The sequence below is a fragment of the Rahnella bonaserana genome (assembly GCF_019049675.1).
Lineage (GTDB): Bacteria > Pseudomonadota > Gammaproteobacteria > Enterobacterales > Enterobacteriaceae > Rahnella > Rahnella bonaserana.
This window is the reverse complement of the sequence record NZ_JAFMOW010000056.1, coordinates 53,691-76,421: the sequence shown is the minus strand read 5'-3', so window position 1 is coordinate 76,421 and position 22,731 is coordinate 53,691. Positions and strand designations below refer to the sequence as shown.

Below are 22,731 nucleotides of genomic sequence, written 5' to 3'. Positions count from 1 at the left end.
TTATCTCACTTCTCGTTCTTTTTGCACATCGGGAAGCCCAGCACTTCGCGGGAAGCGTAATACGCCTCAGCTACCGCTTTAGTCAGGGTACGGATGCGCAGAATGTAGCGCTGACGTTCAGTCACAGAAATCGCTTTACGCGCGTCGAGCAGGTTGAAGCAATGGGCCGCTTTCAGGATGCGCTCGTACGCCGGCAGTGCCAGTGGCTTTTCGAGCGCCAGCAGGGTTTGCGCTTCTTTCTCGTGCTGTTCAAAACAGGTGAACAGGAAATCGACATCCGCGTATTCAAAGTTATACGTCGATTGCTCAACTTCGTTCTGATGGAACACGTCGCCGTAGGTGGTTTTACCCAGCGGACCGTTGCTCCAGACCAGATCGTAAACACTGTCCACGCCCTGGATGTACATCGCCAGACGTTCCAGACCGTACGTGATTTCGCCGGTTACCGGTTTACATTCCAGGCCGCCGACCTGCTGGAAGTAAGTGAACTGCGTCACTTCCATGCCGTTCAGCCACACTTCCCAGCCAAGACCCCAGGCGCCGAGCGTCGGGTTTTCCCAGTTGTCTTCAACGAAGCGGATATCGTGGATCAGCGGGTCAAGACCCAGCTCTTTCAGCGAGCCGAGGTACAGCTCCTGAATGTTTTCCGGTGAAGGTTTGATCATCACCTGGAACTGATAATAGTGCTGCAGGCGGTTCGGGTTTTCGCCGTAGCGGCCGTCGGTCGGACGGCGTGATGGCTGAACATATGCTGCCGCAAAAGGCTCAGGGCCGAGTGCGCGCAGGCTGGTCATCGGGTGCGAGGTGCCCGCGCCGACTTCCATATCCAGCGGTTGAACAATGGTGCAGCCTTGCTGCGCCCAATAGTCTTGCAGTGTCAGGATCAGGCCCTGAAATGTCTTGGTATCAAACTTTTGCATGTTGGATTCGCACGCGAGAAAGTGGGTGTAAAGAGAATGCGACAGTATACCCGCTGAACGGAAGATAATCAGCCAGAATCAGGCGACTGAGACATACGGAGAGGCAGTGTTTAAGTTTCGGCGCGAATTTTTGGAAAGTAAAAGGGGCTTAACGCCCCTTTTACCGTTAAAACCGTGCACTGATCCCGGCGTTGTAGGACGTTTGTTCGCCGGAATCCAGTCCGGTGGTTTGTGAAATAGCAGCAAATGCCGAAATGCTGTGGGTGATTTGCACGTTTAAGCCTGCGGTCATATCAACCCAGTCGTCATCCTGCTCGCCGGTGGTGCGGCTGAACCGCGTGCGGGTGGATTTGATCGCGCCGGTGGTGGTGTAGGTTTTGTCCCCAAACTGCCGGTCATACGTCACCTGTGCATAAGGATTGACGATGCCAAGTTCTGCATTGACACGCCAGCCCAGTGCGCCGATTTGTGAATGGGAAGTCTGATCGCCAAAACGCATCGAGGTGCTGTTGTTACCTTTCTCGCTGTAGCCGTCAACACTGCTGTAATCCCAGCTGTATTGCGCCACCGGCCCGGTTTTCAGCACCGGCAGGACAGGGAAATCCCAGCCTGCGGTGACGCGTCCGCCGACCTGCTTACCGTCGGTATCGCCACGTTCGGTACGGGTGGTTGGCCCGAGGGTGATACGGCGCTCGATGTCGTCATAATTGAGCGAACCATAATGCACATCGCCGTTGATCCAGCCATTTTCGGCGATTTTAATGCCGGTGAACGCCGTCGCCATCCAGCCGCGTGTGCGGTAGCTGTAATGGTCGGTCGGATCCTGTTTATCGTCTGAACCGGAAATCATCAGCCCCATCATCCAGCGATCGGTCATCTGATAATCCATGCCGATATTGAGCGAGTTAGAGGTTAAATCGCCATCGCCCAGTCCCATCGACGGACTGAATTTGCTGTCTGCACTTTGTCCGGCGTAACCGCCAAACATGCCAAAGGTGCCGGCATCGTTATCCTGCGTGCGCAGCTGCTGATAACGGCTGTCGAGCAATCCCTGCGTATTTCTCGCCAGCGCCAGCGATCCCTGACTCAGCGCCGAAGCCTCCAGCGGCGCATCGATCACCGATTGCATATACTGGGCGATCAGCGCATGCGCCTGAGGTGTCGGATGGAAATGGTCGGAAAACAGGAAAGCTTTGCTGGTGTCGAAGCCCGGCAGGTTCGAGGTACATTCCGATGCGGATGTCCCGACCGGACAGGCCGTACCGGCCGTGTTGGCGAAACCGTATAACGCCGGATCGGCTACCACTTCGTTGAACAGCCCGTTGATATCCACACGCGCAATATTGCCGCCGGTTTTCGCCAGCGCGATATCTTCGGTGGTGTTGTAGGTGTCTGTCAGGCCGCCTGCCACGTCTTTCAGCGCGTCATAAGCCGCTGCCAGCCCTTTGGCGATCACGTCCTGCACCAGCGGAATGCCGGAGCCTTCCGCCGCAGCGGCCGCCAGCGCATTATGAATGGCTTCGGTGCGGGCATCGGCATCCGGCGTATTTTGCCCATTAAGATACTGATATGCCGCTTCCAGCGCCTGTTGCTGCACCGGCAGTAATCCGACCTGTATCACGCCTTCCATCAGCACCGGCGTCAGACCGATATTGGGCACCGTTGGCACCACCACTGTTCCGGCACCGGCTTTGAGTAAATCATTCACCTGCGAGGCCGCCTGCGTCGCGCTGTTGGTGGCAATTTCCACCGCCGTGATCGGGTTAAGGCTCAGTGCCGCCGCGGCCAGATCGTTACCGCCAATCCAGTGCACATACAGCCCGTTCGGGTCGGCTTTGCCGCCGGTCGAGGCCAGATAGCTTCTGACCTGATCCTGAGTAGTGTAATCGGAATCCAGTCCCGGAACCGCGACACCGCCGCCTTCGGCATAGTTCAGGCCGCCTTTTGAGGACGGCGTTAACGTTGTGCCGATGTTGTTCGCCAGGATTTCGTCATAAAGCTGATGTGAGCTGCTGTCGAAGGTCCAGCGGCCAATATTGCCGGTATCACTCAGGCTGTCACCGAACACATAAAGCTGGTCAAAAGCCTGCGCCGGAACCTGTAATCCCAGGCATAGCGCCACCGTAAATGCCCCTTTCGTTAGCCGTAATCTGGACGTCTTTTTGCCGGTCATAAGTGTGATATCCCTAAAAAATCGGTGTCGCAACGCTATGATTGAATGTAAGGATTGCGTAATAAGTGGCTTTAAATATTGTTCAGATCCGACCAGCGTCAAGGCAGAGGTTTAGAAATTGCGACGTTGCAGAGTTATCCGAGAAGCCACACACTGACGCCACGCATTTAAGCCTCTTATAAGGACAACAGAATGGCGACCACCCGATGCAGCTGGGTTTCGAAAGAGCCGGTTTACCTCGAATATCACGATAAAGAATGGGGCGTTCCGGTTCAGGATGGCCGCGAACTGTTTGAAATGCTGTGCCTCGAAGGCCAGCAGGCGGGGCTTTCGTGGATAACCGTGCTGAGAAAGCGTGAGAACTATCGTCAGAATTTCCATCATTTTGACCCCAAACGTATCGCGAAAATGACCGATGATGATGTGGAACGTCTGGTGCTCGATGCGGGTATTATTCGTCATCGCGGGAAAATTAAAGCCATTATCGTCAACGCACAGGCGTATCTGGCAATGGAAGCCAGCGGCGAAAGCTTCTCGGAATTCATCTGGAATTTTGTTGGCGGTCAACCGGTCATCAATAATCCGCTCGGGCCCGAAGGCGTTCCGGCAAAAACGGCGGTGTCAGATGCCATGTCCAAAGCGCTGAAAAAGAAAGGTTTTAAATTCATCGGATCCACGATTTGTTATGCCTTTATGCAGGCCGCCGGGCTGGTGAACGATCATCAGTCGTATTGCTTCTGCCATCCCGCGAATCAGCCGTCATGATCCGCGCTGCGCAGCCCGGCGATACCGAAGCCATTCTGATGCTGTGGCTGCGCAGCTCATTACTTTCCCATCCTTTTATCGCCGATTCTTACTGGATTGAAAGCCTGCAAATGGTCAGGGAGGATTTTCTGCCCAAAGCGCGGGTCTGGGTAGACTGCGATGCCAATGATGTGATTTGCGGATTTATCGGCGTGCTCAATCAGCAGTTTATCGGTGCGCTTTTTGTCGACGAATCCCATTACGGCGATGGCACCGCACAAAGGCTGATGGGCGCAGCGAAAGAGGAATACCCGGTGCTGCTGCTGGAGGTCTATCAGCAGAATCATCGCGCTGTCGCGTTCTATCATAAGGAAAAGTTTGAAATCACCGCCCGTACCTTTCACCCCGGCACTGACTTACCGACCTATATCCTGCGCTGGTTCCACCCCCTTTCTGAATAAGTTCCTGAAACGCGTAAAAATACAAAAAGGGATATCCGGAATTCTCCTACTGCTTAACACCGCGAAATTGCGCATAAAGAGCGCCAGAACGCCGCAGGACTGATGTCCTCCCGTTGCATTTGTTTATGTTTTGACACCTTTTTCTGTGCAACTTCTCAGAAAGCGCGAAGTCATAACGCAACGGTTAAGTTCTGAATAATAAACATCCTGAAGGAAATAAGATGAGCAAAAGATTAGTTGTGGTTGCGGGCGTTCTTTGCGTCACCCTGGGCCTGTCAGCCTGTACCACGAACCCTTACACCGGCGAATCAGAAGCAGGGAAATCCGGCATTGGCGCAGGTCTTGGGGCCGCGCTCGGCGCAGGCGTCGGTATGCTGTCTTCCTCTAAACATGACCGCGGCAAAGGCGCGCTGATCGGTGCCGCAGCCGGTGCCGCACTGGGCGGCGGTGCAGGTTATTACATGGATGTGCAGGAATCTAAACTGCGCGACAAAATGAAAGGCACCGGCGTCAGCGTGACCCGTCAGGGCGATAACATCGTGCTGAACATGCCGAACAACGTGACCTTCGATACCAACAGCAGCACGCTGAAACCTGCCGGCGCTAACACGCTGACCGGCGTCGCGATGGTGCTGAAAGAGTATCCGAAAACTGCCGTCAACGTCGTCGGTTACACCGACAGCACCGGTACCCGTGCGCTCAACATGAAACTCTCGCAGCAACGTGCTGACGGCGTGGGCAGTGCCCTGATCACGCAGGGTGTTGAAGGCAGCCGCGTCCACACCACGGGCGCAGGCCCGGACAATCCGATTGCCAGCAACAGCACAGAAGCGGGCAAAGCGCAGAACCGTCGCGTCGAGATCACCCTCAGTCCGTTGCAGTAAATTTCGTCATCCCCCTGATAAAAACGGAGCCACCCGGCTCCGTTTTCGCGTTTGTGATATTCTCCCGCCACGTGCCTTTCCACCTGTGTAACGGATGTGAGTATGTCTCTGAAAGCCATTGCGAAAGATCTCGGTCTCTCTGTCACCACCGTCAGCCGTGCGCTGAACGGGTACGATGACGTTTCAGCGGGCACCAAAGCGCGCGTTCAGGCGGCGGCAGATTTACGTGGCTACCGGCCCAATACCCTCGCCCGCCGGTTGAAAATGGGCAAAATCGACGCCGTTGGCCTCATTTTCCCTTTCACTTCTCATCCGTTAAGCAATTCCGCATTTATCGAAATGGTCGGTTGTATCACCCGCGAACTGGCAAAATATGAAATAGATTTGCTGCTGGTACCGGATGAACTGGGCACGTTTTCCTGGCGCAGACTCATCGAAAGTAAACGCGTCGATGCCATGCTGGTGGCACATACGCTGGATAACGATCCGCGACTGCTGGATTTGCAGCAGCGGAATTTTCCCTTTCTGGCACTCGGACGCAGCGGATGTCTGACGCAGGATTACGCCTGGTTTGATTTCGATAACCGCGCCGGTATGCAGATGGCGGTCGATCATCTCACGGCTCTCGGGCACCGGCGCATCGCCTTCCTTGGCGAAAATAATCAGCAATCGTTTATCGGTCAGCGCTATCAGGGTTATCTCGACGGATTACGGGCAAACGCACTGCCGCGTAATCCTGATTACATCCACAAAATCACCCCGAGTCGCCGCGCCGGTTACCAGACCACACAGGCGTTACTGGCCCTGCCGGTGCCACCCACGGCGATTGTCTGCGACTGCAATATGCATGGCGAAGGCGCTGCGCTGGCGTTGCATGAAGCCGGATTACTGCTCAGCGGCGGCGTTTCCCTGATTATCTTTGACGGATTGCCTTGTGACAGCGTGCCCGATGTAGCCGTGACCGCCGTCCGTCAGGGCACGCGTGAAGCGGTCGGATTGCAGATTGCCACCATGACCATGGCACTGATCCGCAACGAACCGCTGAAAAATTTGCAGGTTCTCTGGCAGCCTGAATTGCAGGCGGGCGTCACCGCCCATCCGCCACGCTGATATTTCCCCCTTAAATTATTTTTCCACCCTATATCACATTTCTGAACCTCCATATTTCCCATCCGAAACGTTTCGGATCAATAGTGACTCCACCTGATCGCGTCTTATCAGCGCAAATCCTTGTTTGGAGCAGTGACTGTATGGAAAACCAGATTGTTCATTTAACCGGCGGAAATACCAGCCTGATCGTTCGTTGTATGCCTTACGCCGAAATTCTCTACTGGGGAAACCGCCTCAGCCAGTTTTCAGCGGATAACATCATTTCGCTGAGCCGCGCCGTGCCCAATGGCCGGATTGATGTGGAAGCGCCGGTAAATTTCAGCGCCGATTCGGGACGCGGTTCTTTCGGCACGCCGGGCATGGAAGGCCATCGCGACGGGCTCGACTGGTCGCCGGTATTCAATACCACGCAGGTAAAGTGCGACCAAAACCAGCTCACCCTAACTACCGAAGACCCGATCGCCGGGCTGCAATTTCATAGCGAATTGCGCCTCGACGGCAGTGGTGTTTTGCAGGCGCGTAATGCGCTGACCAATATCAAACCCGGCACCTATCAGGTGACGCGCCTGGCGGTGACGCTGCCGCTGCCGGAACGCGCCGCCGAAGTGATGGCGTTTCATGGCCGCTGGATCAAAGAGTTCCAGCCACACCGCACATTGCTGGATCACGGCGGTATCGTTCAGGAAAACCGCCGCGGTAAAACGTCTTCCGAATATTTTCCGGCGATGATGATCGGTCATCCGGGTTTCAGCGAAGAACAGGGCGAAGTCTGGGGAATGCATCTGGGCTGGAGCGGCAACCACCGTCTTCGCGCCGATATCAAAACCGACGGTCGCCGTCTGGTGCAGGCCGAAGCGCTGTATTTCCCCGGCGAACAACGTCTTGAGCAAGGCGAAACGCTGGAAACACCGTGGCTTTACGCCAGCTATTCCGCCAGCGGCCTGAACCGCATGAGTCAGCAATTCCACCGGTTTGTGCGCGAACAGATTTTGCGCTTCCCGGCTGAGAAACCGCGTCCGGTACATCTCAATACCTGGGAAGGGATTTATTTCGATCACGATCCAGACTACATCATGCAAATGGCGACCGAATCTGCCGCGTTAGGCGTAGAACGCTTCATTATCGACGACGGCTGGTTCCGTGGCCGCGACCACGACCGCGCGGCGCTTGGCGACTGGTATCTCGATGAGAAGAAATACCCTGACGGCCTGAAGCCGGTCATCGACCACGTTAAAAAACTCGGCATGGAATTTGGTATCTGGGTCGAGCCGGAGATGATTAACCCTGATTCTGATTTATATCGCGCCCGTCCTGACTGGCTGCTGGCATTGCCCGGTTATCAGCAACCGAGCGGGCGTCATCAGTTCGTGCTCGATCTGAATAATCCGCAGGTTTTTGATTATCTGGTGGAACGCATGAGCTGGTTACTCGGTGAGCACGATGTGGACTACGTGAAATGGGACATGAACCGAGAAATCGTTCAGCCAGGTCACGAAGGCCGCGCGGCGCTGACGGCACAAACGCAGCAGTTCTATCGCCTGCTGGATGTGCTGGGTGAACGCTTCCCGCACATCGAGTTTGAATCCTGCGCGTCGGGCGGTGGCCGTATTGATTTTGAGGTGCTCAAACGCAGCCACCGTTTCTGGACATCTGACAATAACGACGCGCTGGAGCGGCAGAAAATTCAGCGCGGCATGAGCTATTTCTTCCCGCCGGAAGTGATGGGATCGCATATCGGTAACAAGCTGTGCCACGCCACATCGCGCCAGCACAGCATTGAATTCCGCGGCCTGACGGCGCTGTTTGGCCATATGGGCATTGAACTGGATCCGGTAAAAGAAGGCGATGCCGAACGCGCAGGTTTTGCGAAATACACCCGCCTTCATCAGCAACTGCGCCCGTTATTACACAGCGGCAACGTTTACCGCGTGGATACGCATGACGAGACGGTGCTGATTAACGGCGTGGTCAGTGAATGCGCCGGTTGCGCGGTATTCCTGATAAGTCAGCTGGCGATGCCAACCTGGTCGTTACCCGGCGTATTCCGGGTTCCGGGGCTGAAACCCGATGCGCGTTATCGCGTGACGGTGCTGGATGAACCAGCGTTGCTGAAAGGTGGCGGCAGCGGTCACACCATGCGCGTACAACCGGCATGGCTGCATGAATCGCCGGTACTGAGCGGTGAATGGCTGGCGAATGCCGGGCTGGCGTTGCCGGTGCTGGATCCTGAAAGCGCCCTGCTTCTGGGCTTCGAAGAAATCAGATAACAACAAAAAAACGCCGGTACGACAGTGCCGGTTGTCATGGTTTCGGCAAGGAAATCACTATGAACCCTACACAAACTTCCGATCGTTGCTTCTATAAAAACAATACTAACTTCTGGATATTTGGCAGCTATTTCTTCCTCTATTTCTTCATTATGGCGACCTGTTATCCGTTTTTACCCATCTGGCTTTCTGACGTGATCGGCCTGAGTAAAACGGAAACCGGTATCGTGTTTTCCAGCATGTCGCTGTTTGCCATTCTGTTTCAGCCGATTTTCGGCATCATTTCAGACAAGCTCGGCCTGAAAAAACATCTTCTGTGGGTCATCGCCGTGCTGCTGTTTCTGTTTGCGCCGTTCTTCATTTACGTCTTCGCCCCCCTGTTAAAACTCAATATCGTGCTCGGTGCCATTCTCGGCGGCGCCTATATCGGGTTCGTGTTTGCTGGCGGTTCGGGCGCTACTGAGGCGTATATCGAGAGGGTCAGCCGCAACAGCTCGTTTGAATACGGCAAGGCGCGAATGTTCGGTTGTTTCGGCTGGGGAATTTGCGCCTCAACGGCGGGCGTGCTGTTTAACATCAATCCGGACATTGTGTTCTGGATGGGTTCCGGCGCGGCGATCATTTTGATGATTTTGCTGCTGATTGCCCGTCCGCAGGAAAACAAAAACGCGCAGGTGCTGGATAAACTCGGTGCCAATCAGCCGCAATTCTCGCTGAAAACGGCGGCTTTGTTGCTGAAAGAGCGCAAACTGTGGATGCTGATTTTGTACGTGATTGGCGTGGCCTGCGTCTATGACGTGTTCGATCAGCAGTTCGCGACGTTCTTCAAAACGTTCTTCGCGTCTCCGCAGCAGGGCACGGAAATGTTCGGCTACGTCACCACCGCCGGCGAGTTATGTAACGCACTGATTATGTTCTGTTCGCCGTGGATTATTAACCGCATCGGCGCGAAAAATACTTTGCTGCTGGCGGGCACGATTATGTCGATCCGCATTGTGGGTTCGTCATTCGCCACCACCGCTATCGAAGTGATCCTGCTGAAAATGCTGCACGCGCTGGAAGTGCCGTTCCTGCTGGTCGGCGTGTTCAAATACATCACGCAGATTTTTGATGTCCGGTTCTCGGCGACCATTTATCTGATCGGGTTTAACTTTGCCAAACAACTGGCGGCGATTTTCCTTTCGGCCTTCGCCGGTAACCTGTACGACCGCATCGGGTTCAGCGATACCTATCTGATCCTCGGTGGTATTGCCTTTGGCGTGACGATCATTTCGGCCTTTACGCTGAGCAGCAGACCGAAGTCCGATGCGGTTTCCGGAATACAAACGGCGGAAGGTTTGCGCTGACTTGCGGATGCAGCCTTTCGGCACTCTGTGCTAGTCTCCGTGGGACAAGCATGACGGGAGAAAGGCTGTGAGTAAAAAACAGGAACCGGGCGCGGCGGTCCGGGCCACGATACGTGACGTCGCCAGCGCCGCCAAAACGGGTAAAACCAGCGTTTCACGTTATCTTAACGGTGAACAACACCTGCTGTCCGATTCGCTGAAAGAGCGTATCGGACGGGCGATCTCCCTGCTCGATTATCAGCCGAGCCAGATGGCGCGCAGCCTGAAAAGCGGCCAGACGCGTCTTATCGGTCTGATCCTCGCCGACATTACCAATCCCTATTCTGTCGATGTGATGCGTGGTGTCGAAGCCGCCTGCCGTCAGGAAGGGCTGACGCTGCTGGTGTGCAACACCAACAACGAGCTGGATCAGGAAAAACATTACCTGCAATTGCTCAGCAGTTACCGCGTGGATGGCATTGTGGTGAATGCCGTAGGCATGCGCGAGGCGGCGATTTCTACGCTGCAGCAGGCCAATTTACCGATGGTGCTGATCGACCGTAAAGTGGCGAATTTTGCCTGCGACGTCATCGGCCTGAACAACGTCGAAGCCACACAGATGATGACCGATCATCTCGTACAACAAGGTTTCGAAGCGCTGCTTTTCGTCAGCGAACCCGCCACCATCAATACCCGTTTCGACCGCCTGCGTACCTTCCTGCAACGGATGCAGCAGTCTCCGCAACTGACGGGCGAACAGGGTGAAATTGAGCTTTATAACGCTGAAGGACTGGACAATTTACTGCGTGATTTCGCCGCACGCCACCCCGGCAAGCACAAAGCGGTGATGTGTGTGAACGGTACACTGACATTGCAGGTGGCGCGCGCCATGCGACGGCTGGGAATTGTCTGGGGACCGGATATGGGCCTGTCTGGTTTTGACGAACTGGTCTGGGCTGAACTGGCGGGCGTCGGCATTACAACGCTGAAGCAGCCGACTTACGACATGGGCGTGGCGGCGCTCAGACAACTGGTGACCCGTATTCAGGGCAATACTGAGCCGGTTAAAGACCTGGAGTTTTCCGGCGAACTTATTGCGCGCGGTTCCACCGCAGCACGCTGATCCCTTTTACTTCCCGTTTTCCTGCCCGTTCTTCGTGAGCGGGATCATATTTTTGGGGTTTTGTTCTGTCGCCTGGAACCGGTTCCAACTAGGTTATATAAAACGAAACAAAACGTTAACAACGGCACCACGTCTGATTGGCTTGACTAAAATGAGATGTCGAAATGATTGCCTGCACCTTATTGGCAGCGCGCCCACACAGGAAAAACGTTCATGAAAAGAGAAATCGTCATTGTCACCGCCGCCTACGGCAACAGCGTGGTGAAAGACCTCGGTGGTCAGGCTGAACTGCTTTCCGTCATTGCCGCCGCAAAGGCCGATGGCGTCGAAATCCGCCGTGAATTGTTCTCCCCGCAGGAGCTGGATACGTTGCCTGCGCTGGCAGAAATGATTCAGCATCACGGATTGTTTGCAGTTTACTCGGTGCCCTTCCCGCTGTTTTTGACGGGTGGCGAGCTTAATCCTGATGCACCACAATATTTTGAAGAGGCGCGCATTCTCAATGCCCGCACGATTAAGTTTTCTCTCGGTGAATTTGAACCGGGTCAGGATCTGACCCCACTAAAAGTGGTGCTGGCATCCAGCCCGGTGAAGCTGGTAGTGGAGAACGATCAGACCCCGGAATGCGGAATTCTGTCGCGCATCAATGCCTTCATGTTTGCCGCGGAATCCCTGCATTTGCCATTGAGTATGACTTTCGACATGGCCAACTGGCTGTGGGTCGGACAGGATCCGGCGATTGCCGCTGAGCGTCTGGCACGTCATGTCGGTTATGTGCATGTGAAAGCCGCGGAGAAACGTGCCGGTAAATGGCACGCTGTGGCGCTCGATAACAGCGATGGCAGTTGGGAACCTTTATTGAAAATGTTGCCTCAGGATGTCCCGCGCGGCATCGAATTCCCGCTTGAAGGGGATGATTTGACCGCCGTGACGCGTCATTACGTGGACGTTTTACGCGGCTGATTTCGCGGCACCCTCAGGGTGCGGGGAAGGCTGAGGCATTATCAGGAGATACCGTTATGAACAAGTCCAGACTGGCTTCGCGCCGCTGGTGGTACATCATGCCAATCGTGTTCATCACTTACAGTCTGGCGTACGTCGACCGCTCAAACTTCAGTTTCGCGTCGGCAGCCGGTATCAATGATGATCTTCACATCACCAAAGGCATGTCATCCCTGCTCGGTGCCCTGTTTTTCCTCGGCTACTTTTTCTTCCAGATCCCCGGCACGATTTATGCCGAGCGGCGCAGCGTTAAGAAACTGATTTTCTGGTGCTTATTGCTGTGGGGCGGTTTTGCCTCACTGACCGGCGTGGTAACGAATATCCCGATGCTGGCAGTGATCCGCTTTGCGCTCGGCGTGGTGGAAGCCGCCGTGATGCCCGCCATGCTGGTGTACATCAGTAACTGGTTTACGAAATCCGAACGCTCGCGCGCCAATACATTTTTGATTTTGGGCAATCCGGTGACGGTGCTGTGGATGTCGGTGCTTTCCGGCTATCTGATTAAATCGTTTGGCTGGCGGGAAATGTTTATCTTTGAAGGCATTCCGGCGGTGATCTGGGCTGTTATCTGGTGGTTCAGCGTCAAAGATAAGCCGGAAGAAGTCAGCTGGCTGAGCGAGCAGGAGAAAAAAGCCCTGGCCGCGCAGCTGGAAAAAGAACAGAAAGATATTCAGGCCGTCGGAGGTTACCGCGAAGCTTTCCGCTCGCGAAATGTGATTTTTCTCTGTCTGCAATATTTCTTCTGGAGCATCGGCGTATATGGCTTTGTGCTCTGGCTGCCGTCGATTTTGCGAGATGGAAAGTCGATGGGGATGGTCGAAGCAGGCTGGTTGTCCTCCGCGCCTTATCTGGCTGCAACCATCGCGATGATCCTGGTGTCATGGGCATCAGATAAAATGCAAAATCGTAAGCTGTTTGTCTGGCCGCTGTTGCTGGTTGGCGCTCTGGCGTTCTTCGGTTCCTGGGCAGTTGGCACAAACAATTTCTGGCTTTCGTACAGTTTACTGGTGGTGGCTGCTGCCGCAATGTATGCCCCGTATGGTCCGTTCTTTGCCATCATCCCTGAAATGCTGCCGAAGAATGTTTCCGGCGGTGCCATGGCCTTAATCAACAGTCTGGGTGCGCTGGGATCGTTCTTTGGTTCCTGGTTTGTCGGCTATCTGAATGGCAGCACCGGAAGTCCGGCAGCCTCCTTTATTTTTATGGCCGTCTCGCTGCTGCTTTCTGCGGGATTAACCCTGGTCGTCAGGCCACGTAAGGCCGCAATGAAACCGAAAGGGAAAGTTTCCTTAACCTGAAAATCTGAAAATACTCATTTAAAGAGTTGGAGTTTGTAATGAATAAGCCGTCAATTGTTCTGTACAAAAAACTGCCTGCCGATTTGCATCAACGTCTTGAAGAGCATTTTGCTATTACCGAATTCGATGGCATCACTGACAAAAATCGTGCTGAGGTTTTTGATGCGTTGCAAAACGCGGAAGGGCTGCTGGGTTCTGGCGGAAAAATCGATAAAGAGCTGTTCGACCATGCGCCGCGCCTGCGTGCGGTATCTACCATTTCCGTCGGATACGATAACTTTGACGTGGCAGAACTGACCCGCCGCGAAATTCCGATGATGCACACGCCGACGGCGCTGACCGATACCGTCGCTGATACCGTGATGGCGCTGGTGTTATCGACCGCCCGCCGTGTGGTGAATGTTGCTGAGCGCGTGAAAGCCGGTGAATGGAATGAAAACATTGGCGAAGACTGGTTCGGCATTGATGTTCACCACAAAACCATGGGTATCGTCGGCATGGGCCGCATCGGTCTGGCGCTGGCGCAACGTGCGCATTTCGGTTTCGACATGCCGATTTTGTATAACGCACGCAGCCAGCATAAAGAAGCGGAAGAGAAGTTTGGCGCGCGTAAATGTGAGCTGGACGAGTTGCTGAAAGAGTCTGATTTCGTCTGTATCTTGCTGCCAATGACTGAACAAACCTTCCATCTGATCGGCAAGGAAGAGCTGGCGAAAATGAAATCCAGCGCGATTCTGGTCAGCGCAGGTCGTGGGCCGGTTATTGATGAACCAGCCCTGATTGAAGCTCTGAAAGCCGGTACGATTTATGGTGCTGGCATGGACGTGTTCGAGACTGAGCCGCTGCCAAAAGATTCTGCGCTGCTGACTTTGCCTAATGTGGTTGCGCTGCCGCATATCGGTTCCGCGACGCATGAAACCCGCTACGATATGGCGGCCTGTGCAGTGGATAACCTGATCGCCGCCCTGAAAGGTGACGTGAAACAGTTCTGCGTGAATCCGGAAGTTCTGAAGAAATAAGCGATTGGTATCGACAAGGGCCGGTTCTGGCGATGCGCCTGGCCGGCCTGCAGACCGCTTTCTATTAATCAGAGTAATTTTATCAACATATCTCGGATTGTTCTGTCAGCTTTCCTCGCAAACACCTCCCTGTTAAAAGCAAGAAGGTTATTTTTCAGCGTCGGCGTGGGGGCATCATCGGGTGCCAAAAGTTTGAAGGCGATCGCACCAGTGTAGGCCGTTCTTCCGGCTACCATCGACTGAAATTTGTTAAGCAGTTCTTCCCCCCCCATCTCTTGAGCGCGCGCTTTCAGGCCATCGATAAGAGGCTCTTTCCAGCTTTGTTTGTCGTAATAAGGCAAACGTTCTTTCAGTGATAAATAGTCGGAAAGACTTTGATCGCCGGACATCATACCGGTCTTGCTGATACTGGTGAGATTTTTGAATATCGTGGAAGGAAGTGTTGTAGTAATAACGATATGTATTTTTTTATTACCCGTTCCACGAGTACAACCATGACTTGTGATTGTATTTTCATCTTTCATTGATGAAATATAACACTCAGAAAAGAGAGCGTTATAAGGCGGTTTTGAAAATAATGACTTCAGTTTCTCTAGCAAGCGCGTAATGGCCTTTTGTTTCCTGCAAACTAAGACATACACTGCATTATTCCGAAGATCTCTGTCCTCAGTCAATGTATTAATAATAAAAACCTGAGCGCAAGTGGTCACAGTATCAGAACTTAAATAAGCAAAATACAAAGCGCAGCTCTCAGGCAAGGATAAATTGTAACTATCCAGGATTTTAATAATATCCTGCTTTGCCGATTTTTTTATTCTGACCACCTCTTGCTCAGGCATGGGAAGATAACCTAAAGATTTTTTACTGAACCCCAGAGAATGAATGATGACATCCCTGAAACCTGAAGATTTAAGAGCATATTTATAATCAGAATCATTGGATTGATCATCCCGAAGGGCATCCATTTCATCAATCAGAATCACTGTTTTAGCATTTATATCGTACTGATATAGAAACTTTTGCAAGACGAATGCTAAAAGGCCGGGTGTCATGATGCTATGTGGCGTCACAATTATAATGGGATTGGTGTAATTTAGCGGCTTACCTGGATTAAAATTCTCTTGTTTCTTTATACTGCCACTTCTCGATTCTGCATCAACAGTAATTATCATTCCCTCTGCCTGAGTGCTGCGTGCAATGTCTTTTATTTTATTACCCAGGGCAAAATCCCCTCCTCCTGCCATTACAAGATTCATTACAATTATACTTCTTTTCATTTCATCAGCCTGATGTATATATTTTAAAAAATAATTATGCCATTCAGAAAATATAAAACACAGGTGAGTTTTATTACTCTTTCAGTAAGCAGAACTTAATAAAGCAAAGTATAATTAAGCACTCCTTTTTCAACTTATCCCGCATTCCTTGTAACACACTGAATAGAAATGCCGCTTCAACCCCCTTTGGTCGGATTGCCTTACTCTGCCGCAAGGGTAAGATATTGGTTTTCGTCAACCCGCTCGACATTCTATTGGCAATATTCTCGTCCGGGTGCAGCCCGGCGGCCGGTCTGTCCGTGTGATGAAAGTCAGAGGTATTTAATTAATATTTCTCTGATTTTCCTGTCAGCTTTTCTTGCATACACTTCCCTGTTAAACGCAAGAAGGCTCTTATTCAGCGCTGGCGTGGGAACATCATCGGGTGTCAAAATTTTGAAGGCGAGCGTGCAAACGTAAGCCGTTCTTCCGGCTACCATCGACTGAAACTTGTTAAGCAGTTCTTCACCCCCCAACTCACTGGCGCGTTCTTTAAGGCCATCGATTAGAGGCTCTTTCCAGATTTGTTTATCGTAATAAGGTAGTCGCTGTTTCAGTGATAAATAGTCAGAAAGGCTTTGGTCACCGGACATCATACCGGTCTTGCTAATACTGGTGAGACTTTTGAATATCGGGGAAGGAAGCGTTGTAGTAATAAGGATATGGATTTTTTTATTTCCCGTCCCCCCCACATAACCGTGACTTATGATTTTAATCTCATCAGCCACTGTTGAATAATGACATTCAGAAAATAAATCATTATACGGCGGTTTCGAAAAAATTGATTTGATATTTTCCAGTAAACCCGAAATTCTATTTACATCCCTGCAAACAAGGACATAGGCCGAGTTATTCTGTGAACCCATTTCTTCTATAAGTGTATTAATTATAAAAATTTGAGAACCCATAGTAACGGTTTCAGAACTTAAATACGCAATATATAAACCACAACTTTCCGGCAGGGATAAGTTGTAACTATCCAGTAGATTAATAACATCCCGCTTTGCCGATTTTTGTATTTTTATGACCTCTTGATCAGGCATAGGCAAATAGCCAAGAGATTTTTTACTGAACCCAAGGCTATGGAAGATAATATTTTTTAACCCCAAATTAGAGAGAGCAACTTCGTAGTCACGATCAGATGAACCGTAATCACGAGTAATGTCCATTTCATCAATCAGAATAACGGTATCGCAGAATACTATATCCAACTGATAGAATAAATCAGCCAGAATGGATGATAAAGCGCGGGGGGGCATGATGCTATAGGGCGACACAATAATAACAGGATGATTGTAATTAACTGCTTTGCACGGGTTAAACCTTTCCTCACTTTCTGATTTAAATTTTTTTGATTTTACACTCACCGTAAATAACACCCCATCTGCCTGCGTGCTACGCGCGATGTCTTTTATTTTCTTCCCTAAAGCGTAATCTCCCCCACCCGCCATTACTATATTCACTATAATTATGCTTTTTTTCATTACATTACTCTGGTTTATGTATTTCAAAAAATGATTATTGCATTGAGAAAATCAAAAAAACAGGCGGGTTTAATAACTCTATTAGTAAAAAAAATTAATAAGATAAAGCATAAATTCCTTTCATGATTTCTCCCGCCATTCGTTGTCACACTCTGTAAGGGAATGACACGTCAAATCCCGGTGGTCCGATTGCACTGTTTTGCTGCAGGCGTTATGGTGGAAGACACATTTCGATAACATACAAAGCTTTCTATGACGTTTTCTGCTTTCGGTGACAAATTTACCCGTTTTTCAGGTATAACACGCCTGATGGGCGATATGAATGACGGTCTGCGCACACCTGGCGCCGTGATGCTTGGCGGGGGTAATCCGGCTCAAATTCCTGAGATGCAGGATTATTTCCAGACGCTGCTGTCTGAAATGCTGGCCGCCGGCAAGCTGACTGAAGCGCTGTGCAACTACGACGGTCCGCAGGGCAAAGACGTTCTGCGCCACGCGCTGGCAGAGATGTTGCAGAAAGAGCTCGGCTGGCAACTGGATGCACAAAATATCGCGCTAACCAACGGCAGCCAGAGTGCCTTCTTCTATTTATTCAATCTGTTCGCCGGTCGTCGCGCCGACGGCAGCATGTCGAAAGTATTGTTCCCGCTGGCACCGGAATACCTCGGTTACGCTGACGCCGGACTGGATGAAAATCTGTTTGTGTCGGCCAAGCCTAACATCGAATTACTGCCGGAAGGCCAGTTCAAGTATCACGTCGATTTCGATCATCTGAACATTACCGATGACATCGGCCTGATATGCGTTTCCCGCCCGACGAACCCGACCGGCAACGTGATTACCGATGAAGAGCTGATCCGCCTCGATGCACTGGCACAGCAGAAAGATATTCCGTTACTCATCGATAATGCCTATGGCGTGCCTTTCCCCGGCATCGTGTTCACTGAAGCGACGCCGCTGTGGAACCCGAATATCATCCTGTGCATGAGTCTGTCGAAACTCGGCCTGCCCGGTTCGCGCTGCGGCATTGTGATTGCCGATGAAAAAATCATCAAAGCGATCAGTAACATGAACGGCATTATCAGTCTGTCTCCGGGCAGTGTCGGACCGGCGATTGCCCACGAAATGATTGCGCGCGGCGATTTACTGCGTCTTTCCAGCGAGGTAATTAAACCGTTTTATTTCCAGCGCGTGCAGGAAACTATTGCCACGCTGCGCCGTTATCTGCCAGAAGAACGTTGTCTGATCCATAAACCGGAAGGCGCAATTTTCCTGTGGCTGTGGTTTAAAGATTTGCCGATCACGACCGAAGTGCTGTATCAGCGCCTTAAGCAGCGCGGCGTTCTGATGGTGCCGGGCGATTATTTCTTCCCGGGGCTGGAACATCCGTGGCCGCACACACATCAGTGTATGCGCATGAATTACGTGCCTGACGCTGAGCAGATCGAGCGCGGTGTGAAGATTCTGGCGGAAGAAGTGGAAAAAGCGCACGCGGAAAATCAGTAATACCACAGTGGTTAAAAGACAAAAAAAGGGGAGGACATCAGTCCTCCCCCTTGTGATTTTACACTGACCGTTTTAAGCAGACTGGTTTTCCAGCGCCGGTTTTTCAGTGCCAATCGCAATTTTCTGTGGCTGCAAAGCTTCCGGAACATCCCGCACCAGATTGATATGCAGCAGGCCATTGGTAAATTCAGCCGCCGAAACATGCATATGTTCCGCCAGAGTAAAGCTCAGAGTGAAAGGCTTAATCACTAACCCCTGATGCAGATATTCCACTTTATTTTCAGGCTGAGCAGGCGTACCGCTGACGGTTAAACACGGCCCTTCCACTTCAATATTCAGCTCACTCTGCTGGAAACCGGCCAGCGCCAGTGAAATGCGATAATGATTGTCGTCAGACTTTTCAATATTGTAAGGAGGAAAAGCCTGATCAGCGCCCTGCATGGAACTGGCTAATTTATCGAAACCAATCCACTGACGCAGTAATGGGGAAATATCGTAATTACGCATGGTATAACTCCTTCTTTGAAGCGAGATTTAACATTCCGTCATCCTGTAGGGATGTGACGGTGCAGCTCCCTGACGGCGAGCCGAAACTTTTTCATTTTCTGACGGTCAATAACGATGGCCGCCGGTGACTTATTGCCGGCACTTATTGCCGACAAATTAGCGGATTTCGATACGCCGCGGTTTGGACGTTTCAGGAACGATGCGTTCCAGATCGATATACAGCAAACCGTTCGACAGATTGGCGGCTTTTATCTGGATATGTTCGGCCAGCTGGAATTTGCGCTCGAAATTACGTTCCGCGATACCCTGATATAAATAAGTGCGGTCGGTTTCAGTCGGTGCATGCGCACCTTTGACCAGCAGCATGTTGTCATGCGCAGTGATGTCCAGCTCTGACTCAGCAAAACCCGCGACCGCGATAGCAATCCGGTAATGGTTCTCGTCAACCAGCTCGACATTATATGGGGGATAGCCGCCGCCCTGATTCTGACCCGATTCGATAAGATTAAATAAGCGGTCAAAGCCAATGGCAGAACGGTATAACGGGGATAAATCAAAATTGCGCATTGCTACTTCTCCTGATATTCAGCGAGTGTCTGTAAAAGCCTTCCATTCGGACAGGCCAGCGACGCATTCAACGTTTTATCGTAAATCATGAGTCAAGATCCCTTGCGGCGTATCTCTTCCTGCGTCGTACAGTAAAAATGGAGACGAAAGGGATTTTTTCAAGCAGGTAAAAACAAAAAAATTTGGCTTTTGTTTATATGCTGACAGCCAAAATACATGACAGGTCAAAGCGAAAAGCCAGGGAATGCAGGCAGTTTCCTGCAAGATTTCAAATAGTAATTACACTTAATGGGATCGCAGCCACAGAGCTACAGCTTGCTTTGTTAATTTTTTGTGCTGAGTGGTATAAGTCACTTTGACTTAAAAGCTCAGCCAGACAGCATAAGATGAGTTCTAACATGATGAAATTTGCACTGACGCCGCTGATGACAGGATGCGTTTTTTTAGCGACGAGCGGTTGTTCCAGCGTAATGAGCCATACCGGGGGAGACACTGGATATTATTCAGGCGCACGTGCTGATGTGAATATGATGAAAAGCGATGATACCAGTTGGGCGATGACGCCTTTGTTGCTCATTGATTTGCCGTTCAGCGCCCTGCTGGATACGGTATTGCTGCCGTATGATTATTACCGCAGCGGAAAAGTGACGACACGCGATCGCGTCAGAGCCAGCGAAGAACATAATATTGCACTGAGCAACGGCGTGGATATCGACCACGTTCCGCCAATGACCACCACCGATCGCGGTCACAAGTCTTCGACGCATAAAAAATAAGCGTAAAAAAACCGGCCAACGTTATGGGATCACTTCCCCTGGCCGGTTTACTCAAAGCGTTACTGAGCGTCGGTAATGAAAATCTGAGCGAATTCCCCGCACTGGCGCATAAACGCCACTTTGCTGCCATCCGGAGAATACACTACCGCATCGGCACAGGGCGCAGTCTCTGTTCTCTGCGTTAAACGCTGCATTTCTCCGCTTTCAATATCAAGACGCATCACGCTGTTATCGCAGACCAGCGCCAGCGATTTTCCGTCCGGGCTCCAGCTGAATGCCGACTGAATTCCGTTGTCAGAATGGCTGATCTGCACCGGTTCGCCGCCGTTGGGTGACACAGTCCAGACCTGAACCACATCGTTTGTATCCTTCATCAGAAACGCAATCTTTGCGCCATCCGGTGACGCGCGCAGCCAGTGACGCGGTTGCAGGGCGATCCCTTTTTCAGTAAAAGTGATCCGTCTTTGCTTCACGCCTGCCGGTGGCGCAGGCAGCGTGTCAGGCGTTCCCGGTAAAGGTTTATCACCCGCCTGCCGGTAATCCGCATCGTTGTGCGGCAAATCCACCACAAAGATTTCAGGATGCTTTTCACCATCTGCCGAAAGCGTATCGCCGATAAAGGCCAGCGCCCAGCGCTGCCGTGAACCGTCGGCTTTCACATAGCCTTCCCGCCCGATCCAGCCTTCTTCATAAGCACGGTTGATATCATTGCTGCCGGGCTGAGGAGCAGACGTTGTTTCGCTGACCAGTACGCTGTAATGGGTACCGTCGTATTCACGGGGGTGATGTTTTGTTGGCGTAACGGGATAGCCGGAAATGGCGATGCCTACATTGCGCAGGTCGAGCGCAGGATCCAGTTCATGTAAAACATGGTCGTTATACGTGAAACTCAGACGCGAGCCGTCCGGGCTGAAGACGTGGACATGCGTGCCGCCGCGCAGGGCTCCGGCGGTAAATGGCGCAGTGATATCCATCGCATCCAGCGTGACCGCCTTTTCGCGTGCGGGTTCAGACACGATAACACCGCGACGATGGTGGAAATCATACTGCCAGCTGGCATCAGGATTTTCCGGGCCATGAATAAACGCATAACGCGCAGGTTCATCCTGGCTGACAGTCACCACACCCACGTGTGCGCCATCTTGCGCCAGATAAACCACTTCCGCCTCACCGGTCCCGACATTCACCCGCTCAATGGTTGAGCCGGTAAAAGAACCGCCATGCGGACGCACGTCATACACCACCCACTGGCTGTCCGGCGTCCAGACATTTATGTTGGTCAGCTGATGCCCGCGGGCATCAGAAGTGAGTTGTTTTTCCATGGCTGCGAGGTTCCTTTTCCGCCGACTCAGTCGTTCAGTACAAACTTCTCGACCGCAAACGCCACACCATCTTCGGTGTTGGTTTTGGTGACGAACTGGCTGACAGCTTTCACGCTATCCAGAGCATTGCCCATCGCGACACCTATTCCGGCGTATTCCAGCATGGCAATGTCATTTTCCTGGTCGCCCAGCGTCATTACGCTCTCGCGCGCGATGCCCAGTTTTTCCGCCAGCACTTTCACGCCTTCGCCTTTATTGACGCGTTTATCCAGTATTTCGAGGAAGTACGGCGAACTTTTCATGATGGTGTAGCGCTCTTTGGCTTCTGCCGGAAGCTGACTGATGGCGCGATCCAGCAGTTCAGGATCATCAATCATCATGACTTTAGGGAAGGTCAGCGCCGGATCCATTTCTTCTGCCGGACAGAATTGCAACGGAATGCCGGTGGTGAAAGATTCATGCACGCTGTATTTGCTGATCAAGCGGTTGGCGGTAAACAGGTCGGTCTTAGTCAGTGCATGGAAATGTACACCCAGCTCGCGCGCCAGTTGTTCAAAGTAGTGATAATCTTCAATTTTGAGGGCTACTTCGGCAATCACGCTGCCATCTTTCGCCTTATGCACCAGCGCACCGTTATTGGTAATGCAGTAACAACCGTCCTGCTGCAAATCCAGTTCCATCAGATAACGCTGTACGCCAACGAACGGACGCCCGGTCGCCAGAACGATTTGCACACCTTTCGCCCGTGCTTCTGACAACGCTTTTTTAACGGCAGGTGTCACTTCATGCTGCGGATTGAGCAACGTCCCGTCCATATCAATTGCAATTAATTCAATAGCCATAGCATCCTCAGAGTTTAAGAAATCTTGCTCAATGCTATCGCGATTACCCGCTGTAAAGCCAGCCGGAATGCGGGTTCGCACAGAC

Annotated in this window: 20 protein-coding genes; 12 read left to right on the top strand and 8 right to left on the bottom strand. The window is 51.9% G+C overall.

Annotation, left to right across the window (positions count from 1 at the left end):
* Nucleotides 1-5: 5 nt before the first annotated feature.
* Nucleotides 6-920, bottom strand: coding sequence for a glycine--tRNA ligase subunit alpha (glyQ, locus tag J1778_RS06430; RefSeq protein ID WP_014333298.1), 915 nt, complete (start codon nt 918-920; stop codon nt 6-8).
* 166 nt (nt 921-1,086) lie between these two features.
* Nucleotides 1,087-3,093 (bottom strand): autotransporter outer membrane beta-barrel domain-containing protein, encoded by a 2,007-nt coding sequence (locus tag J1778_RS06425; protein WP_217172465.1) that lies wholly within the window; start codon nt 3,091-3,093, stop codon nt 1,087-1,089.
* Between the two features lie 192 nt (nt 3,094-3,285).
* Here J1778_RS06425 and J1778_RS06420 point away from each other — a divergent pair, with 192 nt between their 5' ends.
* The 10 genes from J1778_RS06420 to ghrB all read left to right on the top strand — a co-directional run bounded on the left by J1778_RS06420 (nt 3,286) and on the right by ghrB (nt 14,326).
* Entirely contained in the window at nt 3,286-3,858 is a 573-nt protein-coding gene (locus J1778_RS06420; RefSeq protein ID WP_217172464.1) for a DNA-3-methyladenine glycosylase I, read from the top strand.
* Complete coding sequence (locus J1778_RS06415) at nt 3,855-4,298, top strand: N-acetyltransferase (protein ID WP_217172463.1); 444 nt, start codon at nt 3,855-3,857, stop codon at nt 4,296-4,298. Before J1778_RS06420 ends, J1778_RS06415 begins: the two co-directional genes overlap by 4 nt.
* Before the next feature lie 221 nt (nt 4,299-4,519).
* Entirely contained in the window at nt 4,520-5,182 is a 663-nt protein-coding gene (locus J1778_RS06410; protein WP_129637767.1) for an OmpA family lipoprotein, read from the top strand.
* A 102-nt stretch (nt 5,183-5,284) separates the two neighbouring features.
* Nucleotides 5,285-6,292: a LacI family DNA-binding transcriptional regulator gene (locus tag J1778_RS06405; RefSeq protein ID WP_217172462.1), complete on the top strand. Its 1,008-nt coding sequence runs from the start codon at nt 5,285-5,287 to the stop codon at nt 6,290-6,292.
* A gap of 140 nt (nt 6,293-6,432) precedes the next feature.
* On the top strand, nt 6,433-8,559 hold the full coding sequence (locus J1778_RS06400; RefSeq protein ID WP_217172461.1) for an alpha-galactosidase: 2,127 nt from the start codon (nt 6,433-6,435) through the stop codon (nt 8,557-8,559).
* 59 nt (nt 8,560-8,618) lie between these two features.
* A complete protein-coding gene (locus tag J1778_RS06395) occupies nt 8,619-9,905 on the top strand; it encodes an MFS transporter (RefSeq protein WP_217172460.1) in 1,287 nt (428 codons plus the stop codon).
* A 67-nt stretch (nt 9,906-9,972) separates the two neighbouring features.
* Nucleotides 9,973-11,007, top strand: coding sequence for a LacI family DNA-binding transcriptional regulator (locus J1778_RS06390; RefSeq protein WP_217172459.1), 1,035 nt, complete (start codon nt 9,973-9,975; stop codon nt 11,005-11,007).
* Between the two features lie 213 nt (nt 11,008-11,220).
* The gene (locus tag J1778_RS06385) at nt 11,221-11,970 is read left to right on the top strand and encodes a sugar phosphate isomerase/epimerase family protein (protein WP_217172458.1); all 750 of its coding nucleotides are present in this window, start codon (nt 11,221-11,223) and stop codon (nt 11,968-11,970) included.
* Between the two features lie 56 nt (nt 11,971-12,026).
* Complete coding sequence (locus J1778_RS06380) at nt 12,027-13,307, top strand: MFS transporter (RefSeq protein WP_217172457.1); 1,281 nt, start codon at nt 12,027-12,029, stop codon at nt 13,305-13,307.
* 38 nt (nt 13,308-13,345) lie between these two features.
* Complete coding sequence (ghrB, locus tag J1778_RS06375) at nt 13,346-14,326, top strand: glyoxylate/hydroxypyruvate reductase GhrB (RefSeq protein ID WP_217172456.1); 981 nt, start codon at nt 13,346-13,348, stop codon at nt 14,324-14,326.
* Nucleotides 14,327-14,394: 68 nt separating this feature from the next.
* On the opposite strand, the gene J1778_RS06370 is transcribed toward ghrB, so the two are convergent.
* Together J1778_RS06370 and J1778_RS06365 are read right to left on the bottom strand one after the other, a co-directional pair.
* Nucleotides 14,395-15,603, bottom strand: coding sequence for a hypothetical protein (locus J1778_RS06370; protein ID WP_217172455.1), 1,209 nt, complete (start codon nt 15,601-15,603; stop codon nt 14,395-14,397).
* A gap of 311 nt (nt 15,604-15,914) precedes the next feature.
* Entirely contained in the window at nt 15,915-17,126 is a 1,212-nt protein-coding gene (locus tag J1778_RS06365) for a hypothetical protein (protein ID WP_217172454.1), read from the bottom strand.
* A 252-nt stretch (nt 17,127-17,378) separates the two neighbouring features.
* Between J1778_RS06365 and J1778_RS06360 the strand changes: the two genes are divergently transcribed.
* The gene (locus J1778_RS06360) at nt 17,379-18,632 is read left to right on the top strand and encodes a valine--pyruvate transaminase (protein WP_217172453.1); all 1,254 of its coding nucleotides are present in this window, start codon (nt 17,379-17,381) and stop codon (nt 18,630-18,632) included.
* A 72-nt stretch (nt 18,633-18,704) separates the two neighbouring features.
* On the opposite strand, the gene ibpB is transcribed toward J1778_RS06360, so the two are convergent.
* A complete protein-coding gene (ibpB, locus tag J1778_RS06355) occupies nt 18,705-19,139 on the bottom strand; it encodes a small heat shock chaperone IbpB (RefSeq protein WP_217172452.1) in 435 nt (144 codons plus the stop codon).
* 156 nt (nt 19,140-19,295) lie between these two features.
* Nucleotides 19,296-19,706 (bottom strand): small heat shock chaperone IbpA, encoded by a 411-nt coding sequence (ibpA, locus tag J1778_RS06350; protein WP_217172451.1) that lies wholly within the window; start codon nt 19,704-19,706, stop codon nt 19,296-19,298.
* Between the two features lie 398 nt (nt 19,707-20,104).
* On the opposite strand from ibpA, the gene J1778_RS06345 reads away from it, so the two are divergent.
* A complete protein-coding gene (locus J1778_RS06345) occupies nt 20,105-20,482 on the top strand; it encodes a YceK/YidQ family lipoprotein (protein WP_217172450.1) in 378 nt (125 codons plus the stop codon).
* Between the two features lie 59 nt (nt 20,483-20,541).
* Here J1778_RS06345 and J1778_RS06340 read toward each other — a convergent pair whose 3' ends face one another.
* Together J1778_RS06340 and yidA are read right to left on the bottom strand one after the other, a co-directional pair.
* Nucleotides 20,542-21,804, bottom strand: a complete 1,263-nt coding sequence (locus J1778_RS06340; protein ID WP_217172449.1) for a YidR family protein — start codon at nt 21,802-21,804, stop codon at nt 20,542-20,544.
* Between the two features lie 26 nt (nt 21,805-21,830).
* Nucleotides 21,831-22,646 (bottom strand): sugar-phosphatase, encoded by an 816-nt coding sequence (yidA, locus tag J1778_RS06335; RefSeq protein ID WP_217172448.1) that lies wholly within the window; start codon nt 22,644-22,646, stop codon nt 21,831-21,833.
* Nucleotides 22,647-22,731: the final 85 nt, after the last annotated feature.

What these genes read in the sequence shown, in the direction of transcription:
- J1778_RS06395 (WP_217172460.1), top strand. Translation starts at nt 8,619, where the DNA reads ATGAACCCTACACAAACTTCCGATCGTTGCTTCTATAAAAACAATACT.
- J1778_RS06360 (WP_217172453.1), top strand. Translation starts at nt 17,379, where the DNA reads ATGACGTTTTCTGCTTTCGGTGACAAATTTACCCGTTTTTCAGGTATA.
- J1778_RS06400 (WP_217172461.1), top strand. Translation starts at nt 6,433, where the DNA reads ATGGAAAACCAGATTGTTCATTTAACCGGCGGAAATACCAGCCTGATC.
- J1778_RS06405 (WP_217172462.1), top strand. Translation starts at nt 5,285, where the DNA reads ATGTCTCTGAAAGCCATTGCGAAAGATCTCGGTCTCTCTGTCACCACC.
- J1778_RS06385 (WP_217172458.1), top strand. Translation starts at nt 11,221, where the DNA reads ATGAAAAGAGAAATCGTCATTGTCACCGCCGCCTACGGCAACAGCGTG.
- J1778_RS06370 (WP_217172455.1), bottom strand. Translation starts at nt 15,603, where the DNA reads ATGAAAAGAAGTATAATTGTAATGAATCTTGTAATGGCAGGAGGAGGG.
- J1778_RS06365 (WP_217172454.1), bottom strand. Translation starts at nt 17,126, where the DNA reads ATGAAAAAAAGCATAATTATAGTGAATATAGTAATGGCGGGTGGGGGA.
- ghrB (WP_217172456.1), top strand. Translation starts at nt 13,346, where the DNA reads ATGAATAAGCCGTCAATTGTTCTGTACAAAAAACTGCCTGCCGATTTG.
- J1778_RS06345 (WP_217172450.1), top strand. Translation starts at nt 20,105, where the DNA reads ATGATGAAATTTGCACTGACGCCGCTGATGACAGGATGCGTTTTTTTA.
- J1778_RS06380 (WP_217172457.1), top strand. Translation starts at nt 12,027, where the DNA reads ATGAACAAGTCCAGACTGGCTTCGCGCCGCTGGTGGTACATCATGCCA.
- J1778_RS06420 (WP_217172464.1), top strand. Translation starts at nt 3,286, where the DNA reads ATGGCGACCACCCGATGCAGCTGGGTTTCGAAAGAGCCGGTTTACCTC.
- ibpB (WP_217172452.1), bottom strand. Translation starts at nt 19,139, where the DNA reads ATGCGTAATTACGATATTTCCCCATTACTGCGTCAGTGGATTGGTTTC.
- yidA (WP_217172448.1), bottom strand. Translation starts at nt 22,646, where the DNA reads ATGGCTATTGAATTAATTGCAATTGATATGGACGGGACGTTGCTCAAT.
- glyQ (WP_014333298.1), bottom strand. Translation starts at nt 920, where the DNA reads ATGCAAAAGTTTGATACCAAGACATTTCAGGGCCTGATCCTGACACTG.
- J1778_RS06425 (WP_217172465.1), bottom strand. Translation starts at nt 3,093, where the DNA reads ATGACCGGCAAAAAGACGTCCAGATTACGGCTAACGAAAGGGGCATTT.
- J1778_RS06410 (WP_129637767.1), top strand. Translation starts at nt 4,520, where the DNA reads ATGAGCAAAAGATTAGTTGTGGTTGCGGGCGTTCTTTGCGTCACCCTG.
- ibpA (WP_217172451.1), bottom strand. Translation starts at nt 19,706, where the DNA reads ATGCGCAATTTTGATTTATCCCCGTTATACCGTTCTGCCATTGGCTTT.
- J1778_RS06415 (WP_217172463.1), top strand. Translation starts at nt 3,855, where the DNA reads ATGATCCGCGCTGCGCAGCCCGGCGATACCGAAGCCATTCTGATGCTG.
- J1778_RS06340 (WP_217172449.1), bottom strand. Translation starts at nt 21,804, where the DNA reads ATGGAAAAACAACTCACTTCTGATGCCCGCGGGCATCAGCTGACCAAC.